Origin of the sequence: Collinsella sp. AM23-17 (assembly GCF_003470945.1) — a bacterium.
Taxonomy (GTDB): Bacteria; Actinomycetota; Coriobacteriia; order Coriobacteriales; family Coriobacteriaceae; genus Collinsella; species Collinsella aerofaciens_O.
Map to the genome: position 1 here is coordinate 32,973 of NZ_QRHU01000008.1, position 24,995 is coordinate 57,967.

Genomic DNA, 24,995 nt, shown 5'->3' on the forward strand with positions numbered 1-24,995 from the left:
CCCCTCGGGTAACAACACCCGCCACCGACACATCCGGTGGCGGGTTCTTTTTTGCTTCGCGCATGTAGGAAGGACATCATGGAAAGCCGCAAGCCGTATCTCGCCACCCTGCCCGGACTCATCCTGGGCTGTCTTGTTTGCTGTGCACTCTGGGGATCGGCCTTTCCCTGCATCAAGATCGGCTACGCACTCTTTGGGATCCCGGCGCACGATAGCGCCTCGCAGCTGCTCTTTGCGGGCTTGCGCTTCACGCTTGCCGGCGCCCTGGTTATCGTTGGGATGAGTGCGGCCCAACGCCGCCCCCTCATTCCGCAGGCTCGCGACATCAAGCCCATCTTTGTCTTGTCGCTCTTCCAGACTATCGGGCAGTACTTCTTTTTCTATCTGGGCCTCTCGCGCGCCAGCGCCATGTCGAGCTCCATCATCGAGGCCAGCGCCAACTTCCTCGCAATCCTCTTTGCCGCCCTGGCATTTCACACCGAGAAGCTCAATACGGCCAAGGTGCTTGGCTGTGCGCTGGGCTTTGCCGGCGTCGCGCTCGTCAACCTCTCGGGCGCAGATGGCACCTTTGGCTTCAGGCTCGATGGCGAGGGCTTTATCCTAGCCTCCACTGTCGCGGGTGCTCTTTCGACCTGCCTGATCGGCATCTTCTCGCGCAAGCACGACGGCGTCTTGCTTGCCGGGTGGCAGTTCTTGGTCGGCGGCCTGGTCCTCACCGCCATCGGCTTTTTGATGGGTGGCGCGCTCTCCCCCACGGCGATTGTCCCCGCCATCGTGCTCATCATCTACATGGCGCTTATCTCCGCGGTCGCCTACTCGCTGTGGTCGCGCCTGCTTGCCGTCAACCCCGTCAGCCGCGTCTCGGTCTTTGGGTTTATGAACCCGGTCTTTGGCGTACTGCTGAGCGCACTGCTGCTTGGCGAGGGCGCCGGCACGAGCCCCGTTACCGTCATCGTTGCCCTGCTCTTGGTCTGCAGCGGCATCATCATCGTCAACAAACCCAAAAAAGCCTAGCGAACTGCCCTTATTTAGCAGAGAGATTCACATACTTTAGTTTAATGGAGTACATCGGTGAGTTGAAGGCCACCACGCACGCAAGCGTGCGCCCCTTTTTCTAGCGTATCTGGACGCCGGCTTTCTTTTTCTCGGCCTTGACGCGGTAGAGCTCCGCATCGGCAGCGCGAAGCAAGTCTTGCCAGGTATCGACACCGTCACCGACCCGTGCGTAGCCGATGGACATCCGCAACAGATACGGCACGTCGGCACGTGCGAGCTCATCGTTGATTGCCGCACACAGGCTTATGATGTCCTGCTCCGCCGTCGCCTTTTGGAGCACCACGAACTCATCGCCGCCATAACGTGCGATAAAGCCGCCAGACGCCGAGCAGACTTCTTTGAGCGCAGCGGATATGACCTGAAGAGCGTGGTCGCCCTCCACATGCCCATAGCGATCGTTAATCTGCTTAAAGCCGTCGGCGTCCATCATAAGCAGATATACATCTTCGGCCTGATCCACATTTGAGAAGAGCGACAGCATATAGGTCTCAAAACGGTTGCGATTGTTAAGTCCAGTCAACGGGTCGGTCGAGATGAGCTGCTCCTGGTAGATGATGTAGAGCAGCAACATGCTAATCATTATGCCGACACAAAGGCCGGGCACCGAGTATACGACCTGAAAGGTACCGCCCACCAGGGCTGGAATGGCGAAAAATGCCAAGGTTCGATAGATGGCCTTCGTCTGCAGGCTCTCGACCCTGCGAGATTGCACAAACGCATGCAGGGACGTATGTATAACGTAACAGTAGCTGACGATGGGCTGGATCATATAGGCAAAGCCGCGACGATATACGCCCTGCGCATCGATATAGAACATAGTGTGCGTCCAGTAGCTGGTAAATGCCAGCACGACCACCAGAGCCGTAGGCAACGCTACAAGCACCACCCTATAGCGCGAGGTCAAAAGGCGAGAACCCTGCACCGTCTCGGAATAGATAAACCAAATGAGACACGCGATAGCAAAGAGCGAAAACGAAACCGCGTTGGAAATCCAGTTGGCAGCAATGCCCAACGTGCCGTCCACACCGTCCGAAAGCGTCCAGATCATATCGAATAATATGTACGCGGCAGAGGTGTAGCCAAGCATGCTAAACAATAGCTGCTGGGTGCTCGAGAACAAGGAGCGACGACTTCGCACGGCAAGCCCGATAAGAACAATCATGCATAGCACGAATATCTCAATCTTGAGTGCCTTAACCACTAGCGCCATCCCTTCAATACCCAAGTGGTCAGAATCGCCCAATTCGAATCAGGGCAATAAACACCCCTTTACTCCGCAGGGGTAAAGGGGATAATAGCAGAGCGCCCGAACATCACTGCAAAACAGTTTCTGTTCGGGCGCCCATACGGCGCGAATTGCACACGCCGGCATCATTGATGGGTATCGATTGCTACTCGCCATCGATGTCAGTCGCGACGGCCTCCTCTATGGCCTCTACACCGACAGGCGACAGATCCTCCTTGCCTTGGCAGAACTTCTTGTCGACCCAGCCAGTCAGAATCGGAGCCATAATCGCCGTGATGATAACGGCGGTGGCGATCTGCGCATACGCGGTGGGCGCAAGCTCGGCATAGCGCGGCGCGACCTCAGCAAGAGCAACCGGCGTGGTCATAGCCGTGCCGGCGATGGTGGAGCAAGCAACGGCGGCCTTGCCGTTGCCGCCGCACAAGCGCTCGAAGGCAAAGGTGATGGGGCCAACGATAAAGAGGGTGATGAGGCCCAGAAGGATGCCCGAGATGCCGCCGGTGATGAAGCTCGAAAGGCTCATGGACGCACCGAGCTGAAATCCGATGACGGCAATCGCGGGATTGGCACCGGGAACCAGCAGGTTCTTGATAAACGGGAACAGGTTGCCCAGAACCATGCCAATAACGAGTGGCAAGATGGAGCCGATAATGGTGCCAATGGGAATGTTGGCGAGGCCGGAAACACCGAGGATGATCATCGTGACGGCGGGGCCAGCCGTAAAGAACAGGATACCGACGGCGCCCTGCTCGGACTCATCGCCGAACTCGCCCATGATGCCCGTATAGAGCGCCATGTTGCAAAACGTGATGCCGCCGATGATAGACACGGAGCTCAGACCCAGGAAGTTGTCGTTAAAGAAATATGCCACGCCCAGGCCGAGAGCCGCTGCGACGACCAGCTTGGGGATCAGCACAACGATACCGGTCTTGATGGCACCCGGCGTGGACTTAAAGCTGATGCCGGCGCCCACAAACAGCAGGATCGCGGCGACGATGGTATTGGAGCCACCGCGGCAGGCAGCCGTAAAGAAGCCGCCGATCTCAAAAACCTGCGGGCAGAAGGTGTTGAGCAAAAGACCGACGATCATCGGATAGATCATGATGTCGCCCGGGATGCGCGGGACCTTGAATTTCTTTTGCTCGTTGGCGGTCGCTTCCTGTGCCATGAAACCCCCATTTCCGCTGACGGGGTACAAAAGCCCACGTCACACTTTGCTACAGTAAAGTTTGACCATGGTACCAGAAGAAATAGACCAGCTCGGTGAGAAATTCGATTCGTTGGACAGGGGCGCTAAACGTGCCCCGCTCTTATATGAGGCTCAAAACGATATAGAACACGATGCCCGAAACACAGCACCACAGCATCGATTTTGTCTTGACCGCCACGGCCACGACGCCGGCAGCCGCAATCCAGGGAACCAAGGCAGGCCAGGGTCCCGCGTCGAACGCGCCGGGGCTCACCAAGTCGTTGGCGACCAGCGCGGCAAAGGCAGCGGGCGGGATATAACCCAGGGCCTCGGTAATGCGGGGCGACAGCGTTCTCCCGCGCAAGGCAAACGCCGGCGCGATGCGAAAGAACGCGATAGCAGCCCACGACAACAGCCACAGAACCAAGAACTCGTTAACGGGCATCGCGGGCACCTCTTCCGTCTAATACAGCATCGCACGCCAGCGCAATGGCAATGCCGACCACGACGCTTGCCAGCACGGCAATATTCGTGAGGCCCAAGAACTTGCATACGGCGACGGACACCGCGCCCGAAACCGCCGCGACAACGTTGCCGCGCGACAGCCGCTGCGAAAAGAGTAGACAGATAAAGAGCGACGTGCAGACGAAACTCGCAATAGCGGTGGGAACATCGACAACGGCACCGACGATGGCACCCATCGTGCACGAAGCGCCCCATGTCGCGATGAGGATCACGTTGAGCACGAAGGATTCGCGCGGGCCCCAATCCTCCCCCTCAACCAGCTTGGCAAGCGAGATGCCGTATGCCTCCTCGGTGAGCGTCGCGGCAACAGCCAGCGTCTGACGCTTCGAGGCGCCCGCCAGATGGGGTGCGATCGATGCCGAGTAAAGAGCGAAGCGCGAGGAGATGGCGGCGACGCTCGCGATAATCGAAGGTGCCGGTACGCCCGCCAGCCAAAGATTGCAGATCATAAACTGGCCGCTGCCCGTCACAAACGTGCTGCTCAGAGCAAAGACCATCCAGGGCTCCATTCCCGTCTGCCCCATGATCATTCCGCACGGCGCGCCTATTGCAACATAGGTAAGCATCACTGGCCAGACGGTTCTAACGATTTTGAGCACCATACACTTCTCATCCTGATAAAGTCTCCGAGCCGCATGTAGCGACACGGCAGAATCATCATCCGACAGCAACCGAGTTCACCTACAATTGCCACCGGATCGAAAGACACAACTTTTTAGGAAGTCATTATGACAGCTATCGATCGAGACCGGGCGCGCGCGGCCTTCAAAAGCTACACCGATGCCTACGACGCCACCAACCCACGCATCGCGCTCAAAATCGAGCATACGTACCACGTGGCCGAGGCATGCGATGCCGTAGCGCGCGAGCAGGGCTGGTCGTCAGAAGATATTGACCTGGTATGGCTTTGCGGCCTGCTACACGATATGGGCCGCTTTGAGCAGCTGCGACGCTGGGACACCTTTAAGGACGCCGAGAGCATGGGCCATGCGGCGCTGGGCATCGAGGTCCTCTTTGGCGAGAATCCCGCCGATGCACCCGTCGTAACAAGCATCCGCGACTTTATCGATGACCCGGCAGAAGATGAGCTCATCCGAGCGAGCATTGCCTATCACAGCGATTTCCGTCTACCCGCGCAGCTCGACGTGCGCACGCGAAGCTTCTGCGATATCGTGCGCGATGGTGACAAGATCGACATTATGCGCACCATCGCCGACAGCACCGTCGAGACCATCCTCAAGGTGGATGAGGACACGTTTCTCGCCAGCCACTTCTCGACACCGGCGCTTACCGCCTTTGACGAGCATCGCTGCGTCGCGCGTGACGAGCGCAACGAGCCGGCGGACTACCTGGTGGGGCTCATCTGCTTTATGTTTGAGCTCGTCCATCCGGCAAGCCGTGCACTGGCGCGCGAGCAAGGCGATATCTATCGCCTGCTCGACGCGCCCTTTGGCATTACGCGGCCCTTTACCGACCCCGCCACGCAGGCAACCTGGAGCCGCCTAAAGGACGAGATGCGCGACTGGCTGACGCGCGCTTAGCGCTCAAGCTGAGCCAGCAGCTCCTCAACGATCTCAACGGCATCGCCGACGACCTTGTACTGGGCGGCACCAAAGATGGGGGCATCCGGGTCCTCATTGATGGCGACAATGCACTCCGCCCCACCGATGCCGGCGAGATGCTGGATAGCGCCCGAGACACCGATGCTCACGAGGAGCTTGGGCGAGACCGATACACCCGTCTGGCCAATTTGGTGGCGATACTCCAACCAGCCTGCCTCCACAATGGGACGCGTGCAACCAAGCTCGGCACCCAGGGCATCGGCGAGCTTTCGCATCAGGGGCAGATTCTTCTTGGAGCCGATGCCGCGGCCCACCACGACCAGACGCTCGGCATCGGCAATTGAGGCCTGCTGTCCCCACTCCTCGGCGGGAATCGAGATCTCGACGCGGGCCTTAACGTCATCCGCAAGCACTACCTGGGCAATCGTGCCGGAGCGGCTATAGTCAAACTCGGGCGCCTTAAAGATGCCGGGGCGCACCGTTGCCATCTGAGGACGGTGGTTGGGGCAGATAATGGTGGCCACCAGGTTGCCGCCAAACGCCGGGCGCGTCTGCTGCAGCAGGCCCGTCTCCGTATCCATAGAAAGCACCGTGCAATCGGCCGTAAGGCCCGTCTGCAAGCGCACGGCCACACCGGGCGCCAGCTCGCGACCAAAGGCGGTCGCGCCGTACAGAATGGCCTCGGGCTTGCGCTCGGCTACCAAATCGCAGATCAAGCGGGCGTAGACCTCCGCGTCGTTCTGACGCAGGCGCTCGTCACGACAGACCAGAACTTCGTCCGCACCGGCGCAAATCAGATGCTCCAGGTCCCCGAGTGAGCCCTCGGGGCTCATGCCGACCAGTGCCACCAGACGGCAGCCGCGGGCATCGGCAAGCTCGCGCCCCTTGCCCATGAGCTCGAAGGCCACGGATGCCACGGCATCGTGCTTGTCAGTTTGCACGAAGATCCAGATGTCTCGATATGCGTCAAGGTCTGCCGCGCCGGCGGCCTCGTCGCGCTCAATCGAGATGGCGTTGACGGGGCAGGCGTCGACGCACCCACCGCACAGGATACAGCCGTCGGTTACGCGGGCACAGCGATTGGGGCGCTCACCCTCCACCACAATGCCGCCCGAGGCGCAGGCGCGAACGCAGCGACCGCAGCCGATACAGGCTTCGCTATCGATAATCAGCCCGCTCATCTATGCCATCCCCTCAATAATCTTGGCAAGTTTTACCGCCTGCTCGGACGCCGTTCCCTCAACGGCCTCGCACGTTTGGTCACGATCGGGCACAAACGAGCGCACGACCTGCGTCGGTGATCCGGCAAGACCGCAACGCGCGGGGTCGGCGTTCACGTCGGCGGCACTGACCACGCGCACGTCCGCCTCCTCCGCCGCGCGAATACCGGCAATACTCGGCATACGCAACTGGCCAATCTCCTTGGCAGTCGTCATCGCGCACGGCATCTCAAGACACACCGTCTCCTCGCCGGCATCGCATCCGTGAACGAGCGCCAGCGAGCCACACGTCGTAAAGCCCGCGCTTTGCACGCAGCTCACGTCGGTCACGCAGGGAATCTCAAAGGCACCGGCAAGCTCGGGACCAATCTGGGCCGTATCGCCATCCACCGCCATCTTGCCGCAGATGAGCAGGTCGAAGTCCTCGTCGAGTGCCTCGATGCCGCATTTGAGAGCATAGGTGGTCGCCAGGGTATCGGCACCTGCAAAGGCGCGATCGGTCAGCAGCAGCGCGTCGTCGGCGCCTCGAGCGATGCAGTCGCGCAGCAGCGACTCGGTCGCGGGGATGCCCATCGACACCACCGTCACGCGCACATCCATGCCAAAGCCGATAAAGTCGTCCTTCAGCGCCAGCGCGCATTCCAAAGCGCTCGCATCAAAGGGATTAATGACCGCCTGCTTGCCATCGCGCACGATGGTATTGGTCTTGGGGTCCATCTTGACCTCGGTGCTGCCCGGCACGGCCTTGACGCACACCACCATATGGAAATCGCTCATCTTCACGCGCCCCCTTTCTGGACGAGCTCATCCAAGAGCTTCTCCGAAAACAGGTTGCCGCGACCCAGCTGCCCGTCGGGATCGAGCTGGAGCTTGAGCCGCGCCGACTCGACCATGGCCTCGTGACCGTACATCGTCTCTAAGAAGCCCGCCTTGATCTTGCCGACGCCGTGCTCGGCAGAAACGGCACCGCCCATAGCCGTTACCTCCGCAGCCCACTGGGCAAACAGCTCGCCACCGCGACGGTAGTCCTGCGCGTCGCGCGGCAGGATGTTCACATGCAGATGGTTGTTACCGATGTGCCCCCAGGCAGCAGATTCAAGCCCACTTTCGGCTAACGTGCGGCGATAAAGGCCGATGACATCGTCCAAGCGTGCGTTGGGCACCGACATGTCCGAGCCCAGCTTGGTAATGGTGGGGTCGATGCGGCGACGCTCGTCAATGAGCATATTGACGCTCTCGGGAACCGCGTGGCGGAAGAACCGCTGGCACTCGCGATCGACTTCGGTGCGGGCGACCCATGTCGCATCGTCGCGGCCGCCCGCAAACTCCAGCACCCATCCCAGGCGGTACAGCTCCTCGGTCGCCTGCGCCTCGTCATCGCAGTCGAGCTCCACGTAGACACAGACCTTTGCCTCGTCGTCGAGCGCCGGCAGCGAGGCAAACGCTGTCGACTGCTCGCGCTGGCGACGCAGGATATCCAGGGCGCCAGCATCGAAATACTCAATAGCGGCGGCATGGGACAGCACGGGACGCACGGAATCGGTAAAGGACACGGCCTTGTCTTCGCTATCGAAAAAGCAACTCACACCCCATACGACCGAAGGTGCCGCCTGCAGGGCGATCTCGAGCTCGGTAATGACGCCGAGCGTGCCGCACGCACCGATAAAAAGATCGATGGCGTCCATATCGTCCGCAACAAAATACCCCGAGGCATTTTTGGTCTTGGGCATGGTGTAGTCAGGAAGATCAAGCTCGAATGTATGACCCTCTGCCGTCACGAGCGACAGGTGGCGGCCCTGGGCAAAAGCCTCGCCGCGCTGAAGCTCAAGCAAATCGCCATCAGCCAGCGCGACGTGGAGTCCCGTGATATGCGGGCGCATGGGGCCGTAAGCGTAGCTGCGGGCGCCGGAGGCGTTGCATGCCGCCATGCCACCCAGACAGGCAGATGCCTCGGTGGGATCGGTGGGAAAGAACTGCTCGGGGGACTCTTGGAACTCCTCGTAGGCCTCAAGCGATGCCTGGTCCCAACCAGCGGTCGGCAGTACCTTCTTGCTCAGCTGCTTACGCAGCTCCGAGAGCACAACGCCCGGCTCCACGCGCAGCAGAAATTGGCCTTGTTCATCGCGGCGAAGGCCCAAGTAGCGATTCATACGGGAAGTATTGAGGATATGCCCACCGTGGGGCACGGCACCGGCGGCAAGGCCGGTTCGGGCGCCCTGAACCGTTACCGGGACACGCTCGGCATGGAGCGTTTCCAAAATGGCACGGACCTCGTCTTCCGTTGTCGGAAACGAGATGCTCGATGCTTCGCCCGATGCACGAGATTCATCGCGGCCATACTCTTCGAACTCATCGGTGAAGGGTTTAATGGTTGCAGACACGCGAACTCCCCCTTTAGCTAACTACAGTGTTTGCAGGGAGATGTTACCGCATCGTTTCGTCGACGTGTTCGAGACCGTCTCCATAATTGGCGATTTTTACGTTTGTGCAATTCGGCGAACGGCAAGGCTTCCTCGGCAGACGATGCTTTTGACACATATCGCCCCGCCGTCGCCGACCGCTCGATTGTCGCTCGAAAAAAGTTGAAGTAATTTTTCCACCTTTTACCTGCGGAGATGTCAATCCGTCAAGCATTTGGTCAGAAATTGGTCAAGTAGCGGCTGATACGGTCGGCGTCGACGGCCAAAACCGATAGAAGTTTTGGCCCCAGAAGCAGGGAGGTTCCCATGGCATATTACTGGCCCCAGTACGGCGTCGCCATCGAGGTCGACGACGATCCCTATCTCCTGCCTTTCGACGAAGAGGCGTTCCCCGATACGGCGGTCTACCACGTCACCACCGATGTTATCTGCGACCCCGAGTCGTTCTCGGCGCTCGCCCACCACATCGCGCGTATCCACGACATCGAGCTCCCTCACGACTTTGACGAGCTCATCTACTCGCGCCGCCTGATGCTTCACATGCTCTTTGGAGCGGACCCGTCCACGTTCGCACGTGTCTACACCACCAAGGACGCCGCATGAGTGCGAAGAAGCCGCCCCGCCTCGCAGGACTGGGGCGTCGCAAGAAACTCGTCGTTGTCTGCCTGGCTATCGCCTGCGCCCTCATCGCCGTAGGGCTATACGCCTGGCAGTCGCAGCCCGTGCCCGAAGCGGGCGCCTCAGTCACGACGGCCGGGGGCAAAACGCGTCAGGAAATCCAAGATGAGCTCGATGCCATCGTCCGCGACAACATGATGACGATTTCGGTCGCGCCGGTCGCTCAGCTACAGGAGGACGGCAAGCTGCGCGTCAACGTGCAAAACGTCCAAGACAATAAATTTCCCCAGCGATTCCGCGTCATCCAAAACGACGAGACCATGTACGAATCCGGTGTGGTCGAGACCGGCAAGACAATCGAGACGTGCCCCGCCGGCGACATCAAAGAAGGCGAGGCATACATCGAGATCCAGGCACTCGATGCCAAGACCCTCGACAGCCACGGCAATCCGACACGTGTCAAGGTACGGGTTGAGCAAGCCGAGAACTAGCTTTTTCGGCCGACGCGACACCGCACGCAATTCACCAGCATTCGTCCAATCATCGCGGGGACGGCCCGCGGCGAATAGAAAGGAACGACCATGGACATCACCAGGAACATGAACGGAGCCAGAGCGCTCGTCGTGGGCGCAGGGCTCGCGCTCGCGCTCGCAATGGGCGCCGCCCCGACGCCAGCTCTGGCAGCCGGGCGCGTTGGAACCACGAAAGTAATGGTCAGGACCGAGATCGACAACGTAGAGTTCAAAGTTCCGACGGTTATTCCCTTCGTCGCCAAGGCCGACGGCACGCTTCAGGGCCCCTCAGAAGACGCGACCACCATCGACAATCATTCGGCCTACGGCATCCATGTCACCAACATGAAGATCGACGCCATGAACACCTGGACCATTGCCGCCGACGTCAAGGCCGGAACCGCGCAGAATTCCATCGACTTTAAGGTCGGCCCCGACGGCGCACTCCAGAACGCCAGCGCCGCAATGCAGGAGACGGGCCTCGATCTTTCCAAGAATGCAGCCTTCGACATGGGCTACCAGGGCATTGCCGGCGGCACGGACAAAATTAAGCTCAAGACAAGCGGAAACGTCGCCCGCGTCACGCGCGACATCTTCCGCGTAACCGGCGAAGGCGATCAGGTTGCAACGATCACCTGGACGGTCGAGCCCGGTGCGCACACGGCATAAGGCCGTCGCCCTGGCCGCCGTCAGTATCCTAGCGTTTGGGCCAGCCATGGCCTTTGCCCAGCAAGAACAGGCGCAGGCCGCCACGCAAGTGACGGTCGACCTCTCGGAGCTCGACCGCGGCAACTGCAAGGAACCGTTGGCACAGACAGACGACAGACGATGGCTCTTGGCAGCAGGCGCCACGGCAGCAGGTGCGGGAACCGCCGGCCTCGGTCTGCACATCAAACGCAGCCAGAAACGAAACACGGACAGGCCGCACTAAATTAGCTAAGGAGACCCCATGGCATCGAAGAACCTTTTGCCCGTCGTCGCACTCTGCGGCGCGCTCGCAACCGGAACGCCTGTCGCCGCTTGGGCGACTCCCGTCATGGCAGACTCCTTACCAGCAGCCCTAAGCTCCGCACCAAATCCGTCGAGCGCCATTGCGTGCAAGCGTTTTTCGTTCGCACAGGCCGCAATCTCAACCTCGGGATGCCTTCGTCGTAATACGGACGGCTCGATAGTCGTGGATATCAATCGTTCGAACAAGGCAAACGGCTCCCAGGCGGGGTGCGCCGTCTGCACATGGCGCTCGATTGTGCTCGATGCAGATGGCGATCCGTGCGATTTGGGGTTGCGCATCGATATCGCTTCGGTCGATGACTCGGCGAACGGAGCGAAGGTCGCCTTCGACGGTGCGTTTTTCGAGAAAGGAGGCGGTATATGTCTGGGCTGCGCCGCCGCGAATGCAGACGATGTGCAGCCCACCCTCTCATTCACGGCATCGCTGCGGCTGACCAAGGCGGGCACCGATGCCATCGCGGCGGGAGAAGCATCCCTGCTGTTCTACGCCGCCAGTACCGAAGACACAGACATTCATTTCGAGAAGCCGGCCGGATCGCTCAGCCTTACGCGCGGGACGGAGGCAGGCCCTATTGCGATCGATACCCACACGCTAGGCAGGCAACGCATTCTTGCCGACCCGGCGCTTCTCGAGATGGAGTGGAACGGATCCGGAGCCATCGGGATTGTCCCCTCCGCGCTTGACGCCAAGACGCTCCCCTCAAACGACGAACCCATCAACGCAACCATACAAGAAGAGAGCACGGACAAAGAAGCAGGTGCGGGCGACACGCCGTCGCCGACAAACAGCGTCCCAGCTTCTTTCGAAGCACCGAATGAGCCCGCTACCGGTCCAAACGATCCCGAGCTCGCGGACAGTCTGGGACTTGCTGATCCTCAGGAGATCGATGAAGGTAACTGCTGCGTGCTTGCCGCCCTCGACCACACAGAGGTCATCGATGCTGCAAACATCGAAGTTGCCGCCGCCAATCAGCCCGTCCGCAAGTCGGCCATCATCGCATTTCCCGAATCCATCGAAGTCGTCTTTTTGCCATCGGGCGAGGTCGTGGCCCCAACACTGCTCACCTTGTTGGGCGCCAAGAATACTCGAAACGAAATTAAAAAGGTCACGGTTGTCGACCCTGCAACCACCGCTAAACTGCGTCTATACGCCGTTGCCCCAGACGGAGGCAAGACCTTGGAATTCGATGGCGACACACTTCTAGCCTGGCGACGTCTGGACATTATGCAAGACGTCTCGTATCAGATCGAACTCGAAGGGTTTGATCGTGCCCGCGATGCCAATATCATCGCCGCGGCTATTGAATCCCCGCAGCGGCTTATGACACTGCGCTTTGACTACTACCCCTATGTCCCGACAACCACCTGAGGCTTAAATGCTGCGCATCATTCCTAATACCACTTATATAACGTATTAGATGAGTCGCGATGTGCCTCGCATTTCGTTCTGCTACGATTGCCACGTTGGCATCAATACAGGAGGGCTCATGCCGGGCTTGGGAACAATCATCAACGTTGCGCTTTTAGTTGCGGGCGGTCTTTTGGGATTAGCGGGCGGCCGCTTCATTACACCGCGCATCCAAGACACGCTCATGAAAGCATCGGGGCTGTGCGTCCTGTTTATCGGCCTGGGCGGCACCATGCAAAAGATGCTCATCATCGATGGAAAGGCGCTAGCGACCACCGGTACCACCATGCTCATCGTCTCATTTGCGCTCGGTTCGCTCATCGGCGAGGCCATCAACTTGGAGGCCGCCATCGAGAACCTTGGCGAATGGCTCAAGCGCAAGACTGGCAGTGAGGGCGATAACGAGTTCACCAACGCTTTTGTCTCGACTTCACTCACCGTGTGCATCGGCGCCATGGCCATTGTGGGATCGATCCAGGACGGCCTGCTCGGCGACTGGTCAACGCTTGCCCTCAAGGGCGCACTGGACTGCATCATCGTCTGCACCATGACGGCCTCGCTTGGCCGCGGCTGCATCTTCTCCGCCCTGCCCGTCGCCGTGTTCCAGGGGACGATCACGTTGTTTGCCGGCGCGCTCTCCCCCATCATGACCACAGCAGCCCTCAACAGCCTTTCGCTCGTAGGCTCCATGCTCATCTTCTGCGTCGGCGTCAACCTCATCCGTCCTCAGACCTTCCGCACGGCCAATATGCTTCCCTCCGTCGTCATCGCCGTCATATACGCCCTCCTGTTCTAAATCTAGCAACGCAGCGGTATCTCGAACATCTGTTTGATGCTGTGCTATGATATGAGGTCACCGTAGCTGCGTTCGAGAGGAGGAGCGGTGGCCGACCAGGACATCAAGATGCTCATCGAGCGCATTATGGCCGAGGCCCGGACCCATCAGTCCGCCCGCTTCTCAAACGAAACCTACGCAGACGAGCCGATTCTCAAAACCGGCCGACAGATGCAGAATTTCCTCCCCGACCAGTACCGTAAAATGCGCGAGATATCGCGCTGGCAGGATGACCCCAAGGGCGGTGCGGGCCGCTGGCTTTCGGAAGCCGAGCTTTTTTACCGCCAGGGCCTGCTGATGGCCGACTTTGAGGACGACTGTCCCTACAACGGCACCTTTAAGTCGTACTTTCCCACCTACAACGCCATGAGCGACCGGCAACTGCGCGGCTACTTTACCTGGCGTGCCCAAGTGCGCCGCGGAACCGTCGAGGAAACGTCTACGTCCTTTGCCTTTCTGTATCTCTATGAGCTGATCTGCGGCATTGGCGTAGATAATCCACTCGATGGTTTTAACAAGATCAAGGCTTTTTGGGATGTCTATCGCGCCTTCGAGCCCGGCATCGACCGGTTTGCGCGCGTGTGGCTGCAAGATTACGCCGTGTTCCACGGGCTCGACCCCAAGCTGCTTCGCGACTCTAAAACCGTCATGTTCGATAACGCCCTTATCGAACTGCGGCGCGCGGCACGAGACCTTGTACCGGCACCGTCCGGCCAGACCCCTAAGCGTCGCAAAACCTCCGAGCCCACGCTCCCCCTTCCGCCCGATGAGGTGCGCGAGGAGCGACTCATGGCCGCCATCAACGCCCTCTCCACGTACAACCTAAGTAGCTCGCGGCTCGACCGCAGCCACCACCGTGATCTGCGCCACGTGGCGTGCGCCGTGTATGTCCGCATGGCGCGCTACTATGACACGCACCGAAAGACCGGCATCGTGGCAAGTTTATTTGGGGAGGAGACGGCCATGCCCTACACCATGTTTGCCTCGGCCGTATTCTTTGCGCCCGAGCGCCACGAGGACTGCGAATACCGTCTGGACCCCATCCATATCTACCGTTGCCAAAACGGTTTTTGGGAATGCATGCGGATTCACGGTAGCAGGCAAAAGAGCAGCAAGCTCGGTGAAATGATGCGCGCCTGCGACCAACGCCTGCGCCTGGCGCTGGACCCCGCCCATCCCCTTAAGGAAGAAAAGGTCCCCAAATATCTGGCCAAGATTATCGATGACGAGATTGTGGCATGGCTTTCGTGGGACGCCGCACACCAGCCCGTCAAGATCGATATCGATTTGAGCCAGCTGGGGCACATTCGGAGCGCTGCCGCACAAACGCGCGAAGCGCTTTTGATCGACGAGGAACGCGAGGACGGCACGCTTGCGGATGCCGAGGTGACAGTTGCCGAACGACGGGAAGCCAAGCCCGTGGCCGGCACGATCGCCGAACCAGTCGCGACGACCATGCAGCAGGACGAGGCTAGCGAGCCGACCATCTCCACCGAGCAGTTTGGCGTCGTGGCCCCGCTCCTCGCACCAGCACCCACGTCCGCTGACACCGCGTCCGCACTCGATCCCGCCGCAGACGCCTATCTTCGAGCACTACTCGAGCAAAACGCAGCGCAGACGGCATCGGCGGTGGCGCAGTCGGGCAAGAGTGAGGACATGCTTGTCGATACCATCAACGAGGCGCTCTTTGACCTGGTGGGAGACACCGTTATCGAATTCGGCGCGGCAGGGCCGCAGATTATCGAGGACTACGAAGCAGACGTGAGAGGATACCTAGACCATGAGTGATACCGCATCCGCAGCACCCCGCGTGCCCAAGCGCGTCGCTGCCGTCATTCTCAACTCGCTCAAGGGCGGCGTGGTCCCGCGCATCGGCCTTCCTTACATCACCGTAGGGCGCGAGGTCGAGATCCGCGCCCTGCTCACCGATTTAAGTCTCATCGCCGATGGCGGCGCGAGCTTCCGCTTTTTAGTCGGTCGCTACGGCGCCGGTAAGAGCTTTTTGCTCCAGACCATCCGCACGCACGCCATGGGCGAGGGATTCGTCGTCGCCGATGCCGACTTGTCGCCCGAGCGACGCCTGCAGGGCGGTCAGGGGCAGGGCCTTGCCACCTACCGCGAGCTCATCCGCAATATATCGACCAAGACGCGCCCCGAGGGCGGTGCGCTCAACCTTATTCTGGATCGCTGGGTCGCCTCGTGTGCCAACGTCGACGAGTCGGTCGTCAATGCCCAACTGACCCCGCTCGAGGAGATGGTCCACGGCTTCGACTTCACCCGCATGCTTCGCCGCTATCGCACGGCCGTATCCGAGGGCGACGAAGAGGCCATGAGCCGCGTGACCAAATGGATCCGCGGCGAATACCGCACCAAGAGCGAGGCTCGCGCCGAACTGGGGTCCTCAACCATCATCAGCGACGATGACTGGTACGACTACGTCAAACTCATCGCGCGTTTTTTGGTTTGCAGCGGCTACAAGGGCATGCTGGTGCTCATCGACGAGCTCGTGAATCTGTATAAGATTCCCAACGCCATCACGCGCCAGTACAACTACGAGAAGATCCTGACCATGTACAACGACACACTTCAGGGCAAGGCGCAGTACCTGGGCATGATCATGGGTGGCACGCCGACCTCCATCGAGGACCGCCGCCGCGGTGTGTTTTCCTACGAGGCCCTACGCAGCCGACTCGCCCAGGGCCGCTTTGCGCGCGAGGACCTTAAGGACATGCTTGCGCCCATCATCCGCCTGCAACCACTCACCTACGAGGAGTTGCTGGTGCTGATCGAAAAACTCATGCAAATTCACGCCGGCTACTTTGGCTGGACGCCCACGCTGACCGAAAACGACTTGGTTGACTTCCTCAAGATTGAGTTCGGTCGTGTGGGAGCCGACACGCACCTGACGCCGCGCGAGGTCATTCGTGACTTTATCGAGTTGCTCGACATCCTATGCCAAAACCCCGACGCCAACGTGGCCGAGCTGCTGCAAAGCGTCGGCGGCGACGCGCTGGCGCCGGCAGCCGCAACAGGCGACACCGGCACCGCAGGCGGCGACCGCAACTTCGCCGAGTTCACCATCTAACCTACCAAAAAGGGACAGGTTTATTTTGGCAGGTTTTATCTGGGCAAACGTTGAAGCAGTAATGCAGCAAGCCGTTGCCAGCCGCGTTGAGAAATTCGTTGTTGAAAGGAGGCCCCGTGAACGCCTTTGACCGCTACGCCCCGTTTATCCAAGGCTTCATCTACTCCCACGATTGGGAGAGCTTGCGCTCTATCCAGGTTGCGGCGGCAGATGCCATCTTCAACACACAGGACAATGTGCTCCTGACGGCGTCAACGGCTTCCGGCAAAACCGAGGCAGCCTTCTTTCCCATCCTGACCGAGTTTTGGGAGAACCCGCCCGCAAGCGTGGGCGCCCTCTACATTGGCCCCCTCAAGGCGCTCATCAACGACCAATTCGTCCGCCTCAACGACCTGTGCGAAGAAGCCGATATCCCCGTCTGGCACTGGCATGGCGATGTCTCACAATCACACAAGGCCAAACTCATCAAAAAGCCGAGCGGTATCCTACAGATTACGCCCGAATCGCTCGAGGCGCTCCTGATCCATAAGCACATGGCAATCCCGCGCATGTTTTGCGACCTGCGCTATGTGGTTATCGACGAGGTTCATTCGCTCATGCGCGGCGACCGCGGCGGTCAGACGCTCTGTCTTATCGAGCGACTCTCGCGCATGGCCGGCGTGCAGCCTCGCCGCATTGGCCTTTCTGCCACCATCGGCAACCCCGAGCGCACGGGCGCCTTTCTCTCACAGGGAACGGGACGCGGTTGCATCATCCCCCGCTTTGAGGAACCGCGCCGCGTGTGGCGCATCTCCATGGAGCACTTCTACAACTCGGGCCCCCAGGCTCAGCAGCGAGGATTCGTAGGCACAGGTCCACAAGAAGCCGAGGTGCTTGCTTGCGAGCGTATTGAGACGGCGGCGCCCGCGGCGCTGCCCGCATCCGGACAAGACATGTGCCACAGCGGACAGCTTACACAGGAAGAACACCGTCAACGTCGTGAGCAGGCGCGGGGCAAGGCCGCTCCCAAAGACCGTCGCACTTCCTCGGCCCCCGAGGGCGAAGTCGACATCCCACGTGCGACCGAGCAGGCGCTTCTCAACCCCACCGACACGGCGCCCGACAACGCCGACCCCGGCATGGGTTATATCTTTGAGCATACGCGCGGCCGCAAATGCCTGGTCTTTGCCAACTCGCGCGAGGAGGCAGAGGCCGTGTGCTCCATGCTGCGCAGCTACTGCGAGAGCCGGCACGAGCCCGACCGTTTCCTCATCCACCATGGCAATCTTTCGGCATCGCTGCGCGAGACGGCCGAGGAACTCATGCGCGATGAGGAGCAGGCACAGACAACCGTCACCACCTCTACGCTGGAACTCGGCATCGATATCGGCCGTCTGGAGCGCGCGTTCCAGATCGATGCGCCGTTTACCGTCAGCTCCTTTTTGCAGCGTATGGGCCGCACGGGACGCCGCGATCTTCCGCCCGAGATGTGGTTCGTCATGCGCGAGGAAGAACCCGAGCCGCGCACGATGATGCCCGAGACCATTCCCTGGAAGCTCCTCCAGGGCATCGCACTCGTACAACTCTATCGCGAGGAAAAGTGGGTCGAGCCGCCCGAGCTCGATCGACTCCCCTACAGTCTGCTCTATCACCAGACTATGTCGACGCTTGCCAGCACCGGCGAACTCACGCCGGCAGAGCTTGCCCAGCGCGTGCTCACACTCAGCTATTTCCATCGCATCTCGGCCGATGACTATCGCGTGTTGCTGCGTCACCTCATTACCATCGACCATATCCAAGTCACCGAGGGTGGCGGGCTCATCGTGGGTCTCGCGGGCGAGCGCATCATTAACAACTTTAAGTTCTACGCCGTATTCCAGGAAAACGAAGAGTTCACCGTTCGCAGCGAGTCGGCCGAGTTGGGCACGATCGTCAATCCGCCACCGCCCGGTGAGCGCATCGCCATCGCCGGACACTGCTGGATTGTCGAGGAAGTGGACTGGAAGCGTCATACCGTCTTTGCCACGCAGGTCAAGGGCCGGGTGCCGGCCTACTTTGGCGACTGCCCCGGTGACATCAATACACACGTACTCGAGCGCATGCGCAAGGCGCTCAACGAGCACGCGACATATCCGTACCTTATGGGCAACGCGAGAGCCCGCTTGGCGCAGGCTCGTCATACGGCCGATATTTCGGGTGCGGGAACTAAGCCGCTCATCAACCTGGGCGGCGATACCTGGGCACTTTTCCCCTGGCTGGGCAGCTACGCCTTTTTGGCGCTCGAGCGCATGCTCAAAATTAAGTGTGCCGCGGAACTGGGCCTTCGCGGACTTGACCCGTCACGCCCGTACTTTATGCAGTTTAAGATGAAGGCCGACGAGGAGACGTTCTTTGAGGTGCTCGCCGCCGAGGCCGAGAAGGACTTCGATCCCATCGAGCTCGTCTATCCCGGCGAAGTGCCTTACTTTGATCGTTACGATGAGTTCGTTCCCGAAGAGCTCGTGCGTAAGGGCTTTGCCGAAGGCGTGCTCGACATCGAAGGCATGAAGCAGCGCGTTCTCGGCTGGTGCGACCACACATAAAACCAGTCTTTTTGGTACGGGGAGACTTACTTGTCGTGAAGGACGGTGCCGAGGAAGTCGGCGTTAAAAGGCACGGCTTCGGCGAAGACATAGTCGCCGTCGCTGGCGATGAGCAGGTAGTTCTCCTCGCCGCCAAATTCCGCGTCGCCGCAGGGAACCACCCAGGCATGCGCAAACACCTCGAGCGCCGTGGCAACGCAACCGCGCAGGAACGTCACATCGCTCCCCTCGTTCGCACTCACGATATTGGCCGCATAGATACCGCCGGGGTTCAGGCTGCCCCGCACCAAACGCAGCGCCTCAATCGTCGCCAGCTCGCGCACGGGCTCGGCACCGCCAAAGCAATCGCTCACGACCGCATCGTAGCGACGATGCCCCACACTCGTCACGCCCAGATACGAGCGAGCCTCAGCGGTAATCACCCGCAGGCGATCGCCCACCGCGTGCTCCAGCTCGTCTAGGTAGAACCAACGACGCGCCAGACGTGTAATCTCGGCGTCGTACTCAATGACGTCCATGCGCAAACTCTCGTGCGACATCAGCGCGAACTTGGGATAGGCAAACCCTCCGCCGCCCAGCATAAGCATGCGGTCGATGCCATGACCATAAGCATCGCGCATGGCATCCTCGGCCTCAAACACATCGTCAAACGCACGATAGTACGCAAAGACGGGCTCTGCCCAACGCTCGCCAACGTAGGTCGCGCTTTGGTAGACGCTGCCTTGCACCAACACGCGGACTTCCTCACCGCTCTCATCGTGCACGCGCTTCACACGCGCCAACCCATTGCGGGTCCTCGCGACCTGCAGGCAGGCGGCGCGAACAGCGACGGCGGCCGCACCAAGCGCCGCGGCTCCCAGAGCAACGCCGGCAACGACGCCGGCAGAAACACTCGGCTTGTTCATCTAGAGCTCCTTTTGCAGATAGAGTCCATGGTCGTAAAAACCCAAATGGCGATAGTACTCACGCGTGCCGATCGCACTGATCACGTTGATGCGTGCATAACCCGCATCCCGGGCAATCTCGCACGCACGCTCTACGAGCAAACGCCCCAATCCATGGTGCTGGGCTGCCTGGCCTTGATCCCCCACGCGCGCCGCCATGCCATACACGTGTACCTCGCGAATCATCGCCTCGTCCGGCGTCGTCGGCAACTCGTCCGCATGCGCGGCAACAAATGCGCGATCGGGCAGCGACAGCCGCAAAAAGCCCGCAATCTTGCCCTGCGGCGTCACCCACTGCAAAAAGCGCTCGTGCGTCACCGGCGTCTCGTACGTCACTTCTTCGTCAAGGGCCAACTCGTTCAGGTCGGCACCCGCCGTGCTGATCTCGCGATAGCGAATCTCACGCACCGTCGCACCGTCACCCCGAGCAGCCAGGCGGTTCTCAACGAGCTGACGCAGGTTGGGCTTCTTGTTGCCCACCATAATGTCGTCGGAGCTAAAGTCGCGAATCATGCGGCTGATGCGGCAGAACGCCGGCGTCACCACGATGTCATCGGCCAGTACGTCGAGCAGCTCTTCCTCGGTATAGGGGCGCCACTCGCCACGCTCGTAACAGCCCACCAGGCGCGAACCCTCGATGAGCGCACACGGGTAGACCTTGACCTCGTCGGGCATAAAGGCGCCCTCGGTCATAAAGCGCTCGTAGTCGCGCTTGTCACCCTCGGGCGTGGCGCCCAGCAAGTTGAGCATAAAGTGCGCGTGAATCTTAAAGCCAAACAGGCGCGCAAGCGAAAACGCTCGCTCGATCTGTGCCACCGTAATACGGCGCTCGTTGATATCGAGCAGGTGCTGGTCGAGGCTCTGGATACCCATCTGAATCTTGGTGCAGCCCAGGCGGCGGATAAGCGTAAGCGCCTGCGGCGTTACGGCATCGGGGCGCGTCTCGATAACGAGTCCCACCACGCGATGCTTCGCCGTCTCGTTGATGCGCTGCTGTTGCTCAAGCTCCTCCATCGTTGCCGTCTGCCACTCGGCGACTGCGCCCCAAGGCGTGCCGGGGCCGTACAGACGACGCACCGCGCGGTTATAGCCACCCTCGGCAGCATCCACACGCCCTTGCACGCCGGCAACGCCGGCGGCAAGCTCGGCCTCATCGGTCGCAATACCGGCAGCCCTATAGCGCTCGCGACGCTCCGCCACCACCGGCGGCAGGGCATCGGCGGGAGCGTCATCGAGCAGGCGCCCCGCCTCGGCACGGCTGATGCCCGGACGTGCCAGCATGGGGTTAGCCGCCACGCCCGCCACGGCGTCTTCATTGAGCGCACGGAAGAGCTCCGACATAAACCATGCCTGATACCCCTGCGGATAGTCGCTCCAGGTACCACCGAGCACAATGAGCTCGATCTTATCGGTCGCATGCCCCATCTGCGAAAGCGCGGTCAAACGAGCGCTCACCTGCAAATACGGGTCGAAGCAGTTTTGCTCCGCACGGGCGCATGCCGGCTCGGCGTGCAGATAGCTCTTGGGCATGCGCAGGTCGTTGGGGCAAAACAGGCAATCGCCCGAACAGGGCCACGGCTTGGTAATGACGGTAATGGTCGCCACGCCCGAGGCCGTTCGGCGCGGCTTCATACGCAGCACCTGCAGCAGTCGACGTTCCAGCTCGGCATCGACATTCCACCCAGCCCAACGAGCCGGCTCCTCACGCTTCACCCGCTGGTAGAACGGCAGCAGACGGCGCTTGGCCAAATCGCGTTTGTCGGCACCCTCGCGGCGCGCCTCGGCATGTATCAACTTGACGAGCGCCTTGTCGTCCACGGTCTCACCGCGACGCAGAGCCTCGAGTATGTTCAAAATAATCTGTTCCATGCCCCCATTGTAAAGGCAAAGGCGCCGGAGCCCGTCACGGCCCCGGCGCCTCCATCAAAGAGCATGCCTATATGCACCGATCTCCGAAAACCGCATGTCACTCCGGATCAAACGACATGTCGCCCGAACCGACCTCAAAACGATACGTAGCAGACTTATCGCCGTTATCGAATTCAAGATTCAAAATGGTCTCGCCGTCGTAGTCAAGCGGAAGGAAATCGCTCTCGAAGTCGCCGCTGCCCAAGGTGAGGCTCGCCTTAAAGCCCGTCGAGTTCGGAACCGTCATCTCCACATCGCCCGAGCCCACACTCACGTCCATCGACTTCGCGGGGGCCTGGTAAAGCTCGAACGTCACATCGCCCGAACCGACCTCAGCGCTGAGCGCATCAGTCACGCTGCCCGTAAACTCTACATCTCCCGCACCCAGGAAAAGGTCGAAACCATCACAGATGACACCGGCAATCTGCAGATCGCCCGAGCCCACGTGCGCGTTGACTCCCTTCAGATGTTCGGCAACACGGCGCGGCAGCTCGACCGTAACTGAGCGATCGATTGCCTTACCGTCGTCACTTCCAAACTGGGAAACCTTGAGCGTCGAGTCCTCGACGGATGCGATGTTTTGCGTCGCGGCCTTGGAGGCATCCATACCCTCGGCAACGCGCCCCCGCTCGATAACGCGAGCCTTGTTGCCATCAACAACCTTGACGTCCACCGAAGCCGCATTGATATCGAAATCGAGGTAGCGGAACTCATCGGCATCAAAAGTCGTGCTCGAAAGCTGCTGAGGCTGAGCGGAATACTTACCGCCATCGTTCAAAACATCGGCGTCAACCGCATCGTCCCTACCGGACAAGCCGGATGCAATAGTGCCGAGATCCCACGGACCATCAAAATGAATCCATGTCCGCGAAGCGCCAAAGACAAGCCCAACAATAAGCACAAACGCTCCGATGCCAACGCCCAGACGCACCTTCGATTCATGCGAGAGTTTCATTATTCATCACCTTCTTTGGCGCTCGGATCAACGGGGGTCGCGGTAGCCACGTCGGTATCAACCGCAGGGGAATCATCCTGAGCCCTGGATGCCACCGGCGCCGGACCAACCTGAATATTCCCGCGCGCCCAATCGCCGTCGAGCGCACGCGCCACCCAGTGATAGATGGGGATCGTAAAGAAGATCAGTGCGGCAAAGGGGGCACCACCAAACAGGAACATCAGTAAAAAGAACAGCAGCCAGCACACGGCCCAATACGGAAACGACTGGAACGGACCTTTCACTGGAGTCGGATTGACCGCGCCAGCGCTCGTCGCTTGCGCCGTCGCGGCGTTAGCCGCCTGTGCGCTCCAACTTGCAGCTTGCGCCGCCTTGGCCGCAGCATCACTCGCCTGTGTTGCCGCCTCGGTAGCGCGCGCTGCCGCCTCGTGGGTACGGGCGCGCTCGGCCGCCTCGGCCTCGCGCTGGCGAGCACGGTCCTCGTTCTCAAACTCGATATCGTCCTCGATCTCGTCGCTCGGATTGAGTAGCTCGTCCAGACTCACACCATAGAGCTTGGCAAGCGAGATCAGGTTCTCGGTATCAGGCGAGCTCTCCGCGCGCTCCCATTTACTGACCGCCTGGCGCGACAGTCCCAGCTTTCGCGCCAATCCTTCTTGGCTAAAGCCCTTGCTGCGGCGAAGGTCGGCGAGCCGCTGAGCAGTTTCTACATTCATGGTTCCTCCTATGCGATGCCAGCCGTGCCGCCGGACCGTTTTTGTTCTTAAGGCGCCTTGCACAGTTAAAAATCTATCCGCCACCGCCAAAAGCATGCCACCTATTCTAGTGAGATTTTTGACAACCGGAGGTTGCGGGCGCATATGAGCTGCGGAAATGTGTCCAAACAAAGCAATGACCCGCAGCTCGGTTGTCCCCGTTGCGGCGTTAACGGTAGTATGGTCGTACTGTTTATTCCGCACCGCCAACGGAGGGAGTTCCGCGCCGTGAACCGCGATTTCGCATCATCGCTCATCCAGCTCAACAATACGTTCTATCGCGAGCACTCCGCTTCCTTTTCCGATACGCGCCAGGCCCCGTGGCCCGGCTGGGTGCGCACCATGGACATCGCGCTTGATCAGCTCGATGTGGCCACGATCGAGCATCCCGTCCGCGTCTTCGACCTTGCCTGCGGCAATATGCGATTCGAGAACTTTGCCGCCGGCGGGGCACTTGCCGCCAAGGGCGTCGACGGCGCAAACCCCTCGGCAGATGCCAGCTGCCCGTTTGAGTTCTATGGTGTCGACTCGTGCCAAGATCTGGCAATAGACGCCCACGGCCACGCCCTGCGCATTCCCAACCTGCACTTCCAGGAACTCGACGTGCTCGACGCCCTCATGAAGCTCAACCCCGCCGAGACACCCGACGTGCTTTTCGACGCCCCGCTCGCCGACATCTCGGTCTGCTTTGGCTTTATGCACCACGTGCCGTCATGCGAGTACCGCGTACGCGTGCTCGACGCCCTGGTGCGCCAGACGCACCCGGGCGGCATCATCGCCATCAGCTTTTGGGAGTTTATGAATGACGAGCGCATGGCGCGCAAGGCCGTTCGAGCCGAAGCCCGCGCCGAGCTCACCCCGCCGTTTGAGGGTTACGATTCCGCGCAGTTTGAAGCCGGCGACCACCTCATTGGCTGGCAAAACGACCGCCACGCCTACCGCTATTGCCATCACTTTGACGATCAGCAGATCACCGACTTGGTGCGCGGCGTCCGTACGTTCTACAAGAGCGGCGAGGTTCCCGTACGCGAGCTCGAGCGTTTCCACGCCGACGGTCGCAGCGGCGAGCTCAACCGCTATGTGATTCTCAAGCGTCTGTAGGCACCGACGACTCGCCGCCGAGCCGCACCGCAGCGTTCGGGCAAATCGCCCCCTTCTAACCCATCGCCGGAACGCGCAGCCATG

The 24,995-nt window shown here is 60.4% G+C and carries 23 protein-coding genes; 12 read left to right on the forward strand and 11 right to left on the reverse strand.

Annotated features, from left to right (window positions below):
* Positions 1-78: 78 nt before the first annotated feature.
* A complete protein-coding gene (locus DW645_RS04145) occupies positions 79-1,014 on the forward strand; it encodes a DMT family transporter (protein WP_117582905.1) in 936 nt (311 codons plus the stop codon).
* Between the two features lie 100 nt (positions 1,015-1,114).
* On the opposite strand, the gene DW645_RS04150 is transcribed toward DW645_RS04145, so the two are convergent.
* From DW645_RS04150 to DW645_RS04165, 4 genes are all read right to left on the reverse strand, one after another.
* Positions 1,115-2,257, reverse strand: a complete 1,143-nt coding sequence (locus DW645_RS04150) for a diguanylate cyclase (protein WP_158565220.1) — start codon at positions 2,255-2,257, stop codon at positions 1,115-1,117.
* Positions 2,258-2,447: 190 nt separating this feature from the next.
* Entirely contained in the window at positions 2,448-3,470 is a 1,023-nt protein-coding gene (locus DW645_RS04155; protein WP_117635479.1) for a 2-keto-3-deoxygluconate permease, read from the reverse strand.
* A gap of 142 nt (positions 3,471-3,612) precedes the next feature.
* Positions 3,613-3,936 (reverse strand): AzlD domain-containing protein, encoded by a 324-nt coding sequence (locus tag DW645_RS04160; RefSeq protein WP_117563496.1) that lies wholly within the window; start codon positions 3,934-3,936, stop codon positions 3,613-3,615.
* Positions 3,926-4,618: an AzlC family ABC transporter permease gene (locus tag DW645_RS04165; RefSeq protein WP_117786361.1), complete on the reverse strand. Its 693-nt coding sequence runs from the start codon at positions 4,616-4,618 to the stop codon at positions 3,926-3,928. Before DW645_RS04165 ends, DW645_RS04160 begins: the two co-directional genes overlap by 11 nt.
* Before the next feature lie 126 nt (positions 4,619-4,744).
* On the opposite strand from DW645_RS04165, the gene DW645_RS04170 reads away from it, so the two are divergent.
* Positions 4,745-5,557, forward strand: coding sequence for an HD domain-containing protein (locus tag DW645_RS04170; protein ID WP_117786360.1), 813 nt, complete (start codon positions 4,745-4,747; stop codon positions 5,555-5,557).
* Here DW645_RS04170 and DW645_RS04175 read toward each other — a convergent pair.
* The 3 genes from DW645_RS04175 to DW645_RS04185 are packed head-to-tail and all read right to left on the reverse strand — an operon-like array spanning position 5,554 to position 9,179.
* Positions 5,554-6,759, reverse strand: coding sequence for an electron transfer flavoprotein subunit alpha (locus tag DW645_RS04175; protein WP_117786359.1), 1,206 nt, complete (start codon positions 6,757-6,759; stop codon positions 5,554-5,556). The genes DW645_RS04170 and DW645_RS04175 overlap by 4 nt on opposite strands.
* Entirely contained in the window at positions 6,760-7,575 is an 816-nt protein-coding gene (locus tag DW645_RS04180) for an electron transfer flavoprotein subunit beta/FixA family protein (RefSeq protein ID WP_117848252.1), read from the reverse strand.
* Positions 7,576-7,577: 2 nt separating this feature from the next.
* Positions 7,578-9,179, reverse strand: a complete 1,602-nt coding sequence (locus tag DW645_RS04185; RefSeq protein WP_117803728.1) for an FAD-binding oxidoreductase — start codon at positions 9,177-9,179, stop codon at positions 7,578-7,580.
* Positions 9,180-9,524: 345 nt separating this feature from the next.
* Here DW645_RS04185 and DW645_RS04195 point away from each other — a divergent pair, with 345 nt between their 5' ends.
* The 9 genes from DW645_RS04195 (at position 9,525) to DW645_RS04235 (ending at position 19,248) form a co-directional block, all read left to right on the forward strand.
* Entirely contained in the window at positions 9,525-9,821 is a 297-nt protein-coding gene (locus tag DW645_RS04195) for a hypothetical protein (RefSeq protein ID WP_089573322.1), read from the forward strand.
* Positions 9,818-10,327, forward strand: a complete 510-nt coding sequence (locus tag DW645_RS04200) for a hypothetical protein (RefSeq protein ID WP_117842913.1) — start codon at positions 9,818-9,820, stop codon at positions 10,325-10,327. Before DW645_RS04195 ends, DW645_RS04200 begins: the two co-directional genes overlap by 4 nt.
* A gap of 90 nt (positions 10,328-10,417) precedes the next feature.
* On the forward strand, positions 10,418-11,017 hold the full coding sequence (locus DW645_RS04205) for a hypothetical protein (protein ID WP_118226434.1): 600 nt from the start codon (positions 10,418-10,420) through the stop codon (positions 11,015-11,017).
* Positions 11,018-11,063: 46 nt separating this feature from the next.
* Positions 11,064-11,279, forward strand: coding sequence for a hypothetical protein (locus tag DW645_RS04210; RefSeq protein ID WP_147325188.1), 216 nt, complete (start codon positions 11,064-11,066; stop codon positions 11,277-11,279).
* Positions 11,280-11,297: 18 nt separating this feature from the next.
* On the forward strand, positions 11,298-12,728 hold the full coding sequence (locus DW645_RS04215; protein ID WP_117842914.1) for a hypothetical protein: 1,431 nt from the start codon (positions 11,298-11,300) through the stop codon (positions 12,726-12,728).
* Between the two features lie 118 nt (positions 12,729-12,846).
* Positions 12,847-13,563, forward strand: a complete 717-nt coding sequence (locus DW645_RS04220; protein ID WP_172622415.1) for a DUF554 domain-containing protein — start codon at positions 12,847-12,849, stop codon at positions 13,561-13,563.
* Between the two features lie 87 nt (positions 13,564-13,650).
* Positions 13,651-15,390 (forward strand): TerB N-terminal domain-containing protein, encoded by a 1,740-nt coding sequence (locus tag DW645_RS04225; protein WP_233505685.1) that lies wholly within the window; start codon positions 13,651-13,653, stop codon positions 15,388-15,390.
* The gene (locus DW645_RS04230; protein ID WP_118226438.1) at positions 15,383-16,687 is read left to right on the forward strand and encodes an ATP-binding protein; all 1,305 of its coding nucleotides are present in this window, start codon (positions 15,383-15,385) and stop codon (positions 16,685-16,687) included. Before DW645_RS04225 ends, DW645_RS04230 begins: the two co-directional genes overlap by 8 nt.
* A 116-nt stretch (positions 16,688-16,803) precedes the next feature.
* On the forward strand, positions 16,804-19,248 hold the full coding sequence (locus DW645_RS04235; protein WP_118226440.1) for a DEAD/DEAH box helicase: 2,445 nt from the start codon (positions 16,804-16,806) through the stop codon (positions 19,246-19,248).
* Between the two features lie 26 nt (positions 19,249-19,274).
* Here DW645_RS04235 and DW645_RS04240 read toward each other — a convergent pair whose 3' ends face one another.
* The 4 genes from DW645_RS04240 to DW645_RS04255 all read right to left on the reverse strand — a co-directional run bounded on the left by DW645_RS04240 (position 19,275) and on the right by DW645_RS04255 (position 23,771).
* Positions 19,275-20,153, reverse strand: a complete 879-nt coding sequence (locus DW645_RS04240) for a spermidine synthase (RefSeq protein ID WP_117842917.1) — start codon at positions 20,151-20,153, stop codon at positions 19,275-19,277.
* On the reverse strand, positions 20,154-22,061 hold the full coding sequence (locus DW645_RS04245; RefSeq protein WP_117842918.1) for an elongator complex protein 3: 1,908 nt from the start codon (positions 22,059-22,061) through the stop codon (positions 20,154-20,156).
* A gap of 97 nt (positions 22,062-22,158) precedes the next feature.
* Positions 22,159-23,055 (reverse strand): DUF4097 family beta strand repeat-containing protein, encoded by an 897-nt coding sequence (locus tag DW645_RS04250; RefSeq protein ID WP_117842919.1) that lies wholly within the window; start codon positions 23,053-23,055, stop codon positions 22,159-22,161.
* The gene (locus tag DW645_RS04255) at positions 23,055-23,771 is read right to left on the reverse strand and encodes a helix-turn-helix domain-containing protein (RefSeq protein WP_118226442.1); all 717 of its coding nucleotides are present in this window, start codon (positions 23,769-23,771) and stop codon (positions 23,055-23,057) included. Before DW645_RS04255 ends, DW645_RS04250 begins: the two co-directional genes overlap by 1 nt.
* Positions 23,772-24,038: 267 nt before the next feature.
* On the opposite strand from DW645_RS04255, the gene DW645_RS04260 reads away from it, so the two are divergent.
* Complete coding sequence (locus DW645_RS04260) at positions 24,039-24,911, forward strand: hypothetical protein (RefSeq protein ID WP_117765960.1); 873 nt, start codon at positions 24,039-24,041, stop codon at positions 24,909-24,911.
* Positions 24,912-24,995: the final 84 nt, after the last annotated feature.

Bases quoted from the DNA above. Each gene is read 5' to 3' on its own strand.
- DW645_RS04145 (WP_117582905.1), top strand. From the start codon at position 79: ATGGAAAGCCGCAAGCCGTATCTCGCCACCCTGCCCGGACTCATCCTG.
- DW645_RS04155 (WP_117635479.1), bottom strand. From the start codon at position 3,470: ATGGCACAGGAAGCGACCGCCAACGAGCAAAAGAAATTCAAGGTCCCG.
- DW645_RS04160 (WP_117563496.1), bottom strand. From the start codon at position 3,936: ATGCCCGTTAACGAGTTCTTGGTTCTGTGGCTGTTGTCGTGGGCTGCT.
- DW645_RS04165 (WP_117786361.1), bottom strand. From the start codon at position 4,618: ATGGTGCTCAAAATCGTTAGAACCGTCTGGCCAGTGATGCTTACCTAT.
- DW645_RS04170 (WP_117786360.1), top strand. From the start codon at position 4,745: ATGACAGCTATCGATCGAGACCGGGCGCGCGCGGCCTTCAAAAGCTAC.
- DW645_RS04175 (WP_117786359.1), bottom strand. From the start codon at position 6,759: ATGAGCGGGCTGATTATCGATAGCGAAGCCTGTATCGGCTGCGGTCGC.
- DW645_RS04180 (WP_117848252.1), bottom strand. From the start codon at position 7,575: ATGAGCGATTTCCATATGGTGGTGTGCGTCAAGGCCGTGCCGGGCAGC.
- DW645_RS04195 (WP_089573322.1), top strand. From the start codon at position 9,525: ATGGCATATTACTGGCCCCAGTACGGCGTCGCCATCGAGGTCGACGAC.
- DW645_RS04200 (WP_117842913.1), top strand. From the start codon at position 9,818: ATGAGTGCGAAGAAGCCGCCCCGCCTCGCAGGACTGGGGCGTCGCAAG.
- DW645_RS04205 (WP_118226434.1), top strand. From the start codon at position 10,418: ATGGACATCACCAGGAACATGAACGGAGCCAGAGCGCTCGTCGTGGGC.
- DW645_RS04210 (WP_147325188.1), top strand. From the start codon at position 11,064: ATGGCCTTTGCCCAGCAAGAACAGGCGCAGGCCGCCACGCAAGTGACG.
- DW645_RS04215 (WP_117842914.1), top strand. From the start codon at position 11,298: ATGGCATCGAAGAACCTTTTGCCCGTCGTCGCACTCTGCGGCGCGCTC.
- DW645_RS04220 (WP_172622415.1), top strand. From the start codon at position 12,847: ATGCCGGGCTTGGGAACAATCATCAACGTTGCGCTTTTAGTTGCGGGC.
- DW645_RS04230 (WP_118226438.1), top strand. From the start codon at position 15,383: ATGAGTGATACCGCATCCGCAGCACCCCGCGTGCCCAAGCGCGTCGCT.
- DW645_RS04240 (WP_117842917.1), bottom strand. From the start codon at position 20,153: ATGAACAAGCCGAGTGTTTCTGCCGGCGTCGTTGCCGGCGTTGCTCTG.
- DW645_RS04245 (WP_117842918.1), bottom strand. From the start codon at position 22,061: ATGGAACAGATTATTTTGAACATACTCGAGGCTCTGCGTCGCGGTGAG.
- DW645_RS04250 (WP_117842919.1), bottom strand. From the start codon at position 23,055: ATGAAACTCTCGCATGAATCGAAGGTGCGTCTGGGCGTTGGCATCGGA.
- DW645_RS04255 (WP_118226442.1), bottom strand. From the start codon at position 23,771: ATGAATGTAGAAACTGCTCAGCGGCTCGCCGACCTTCGCCGCAGCAAG.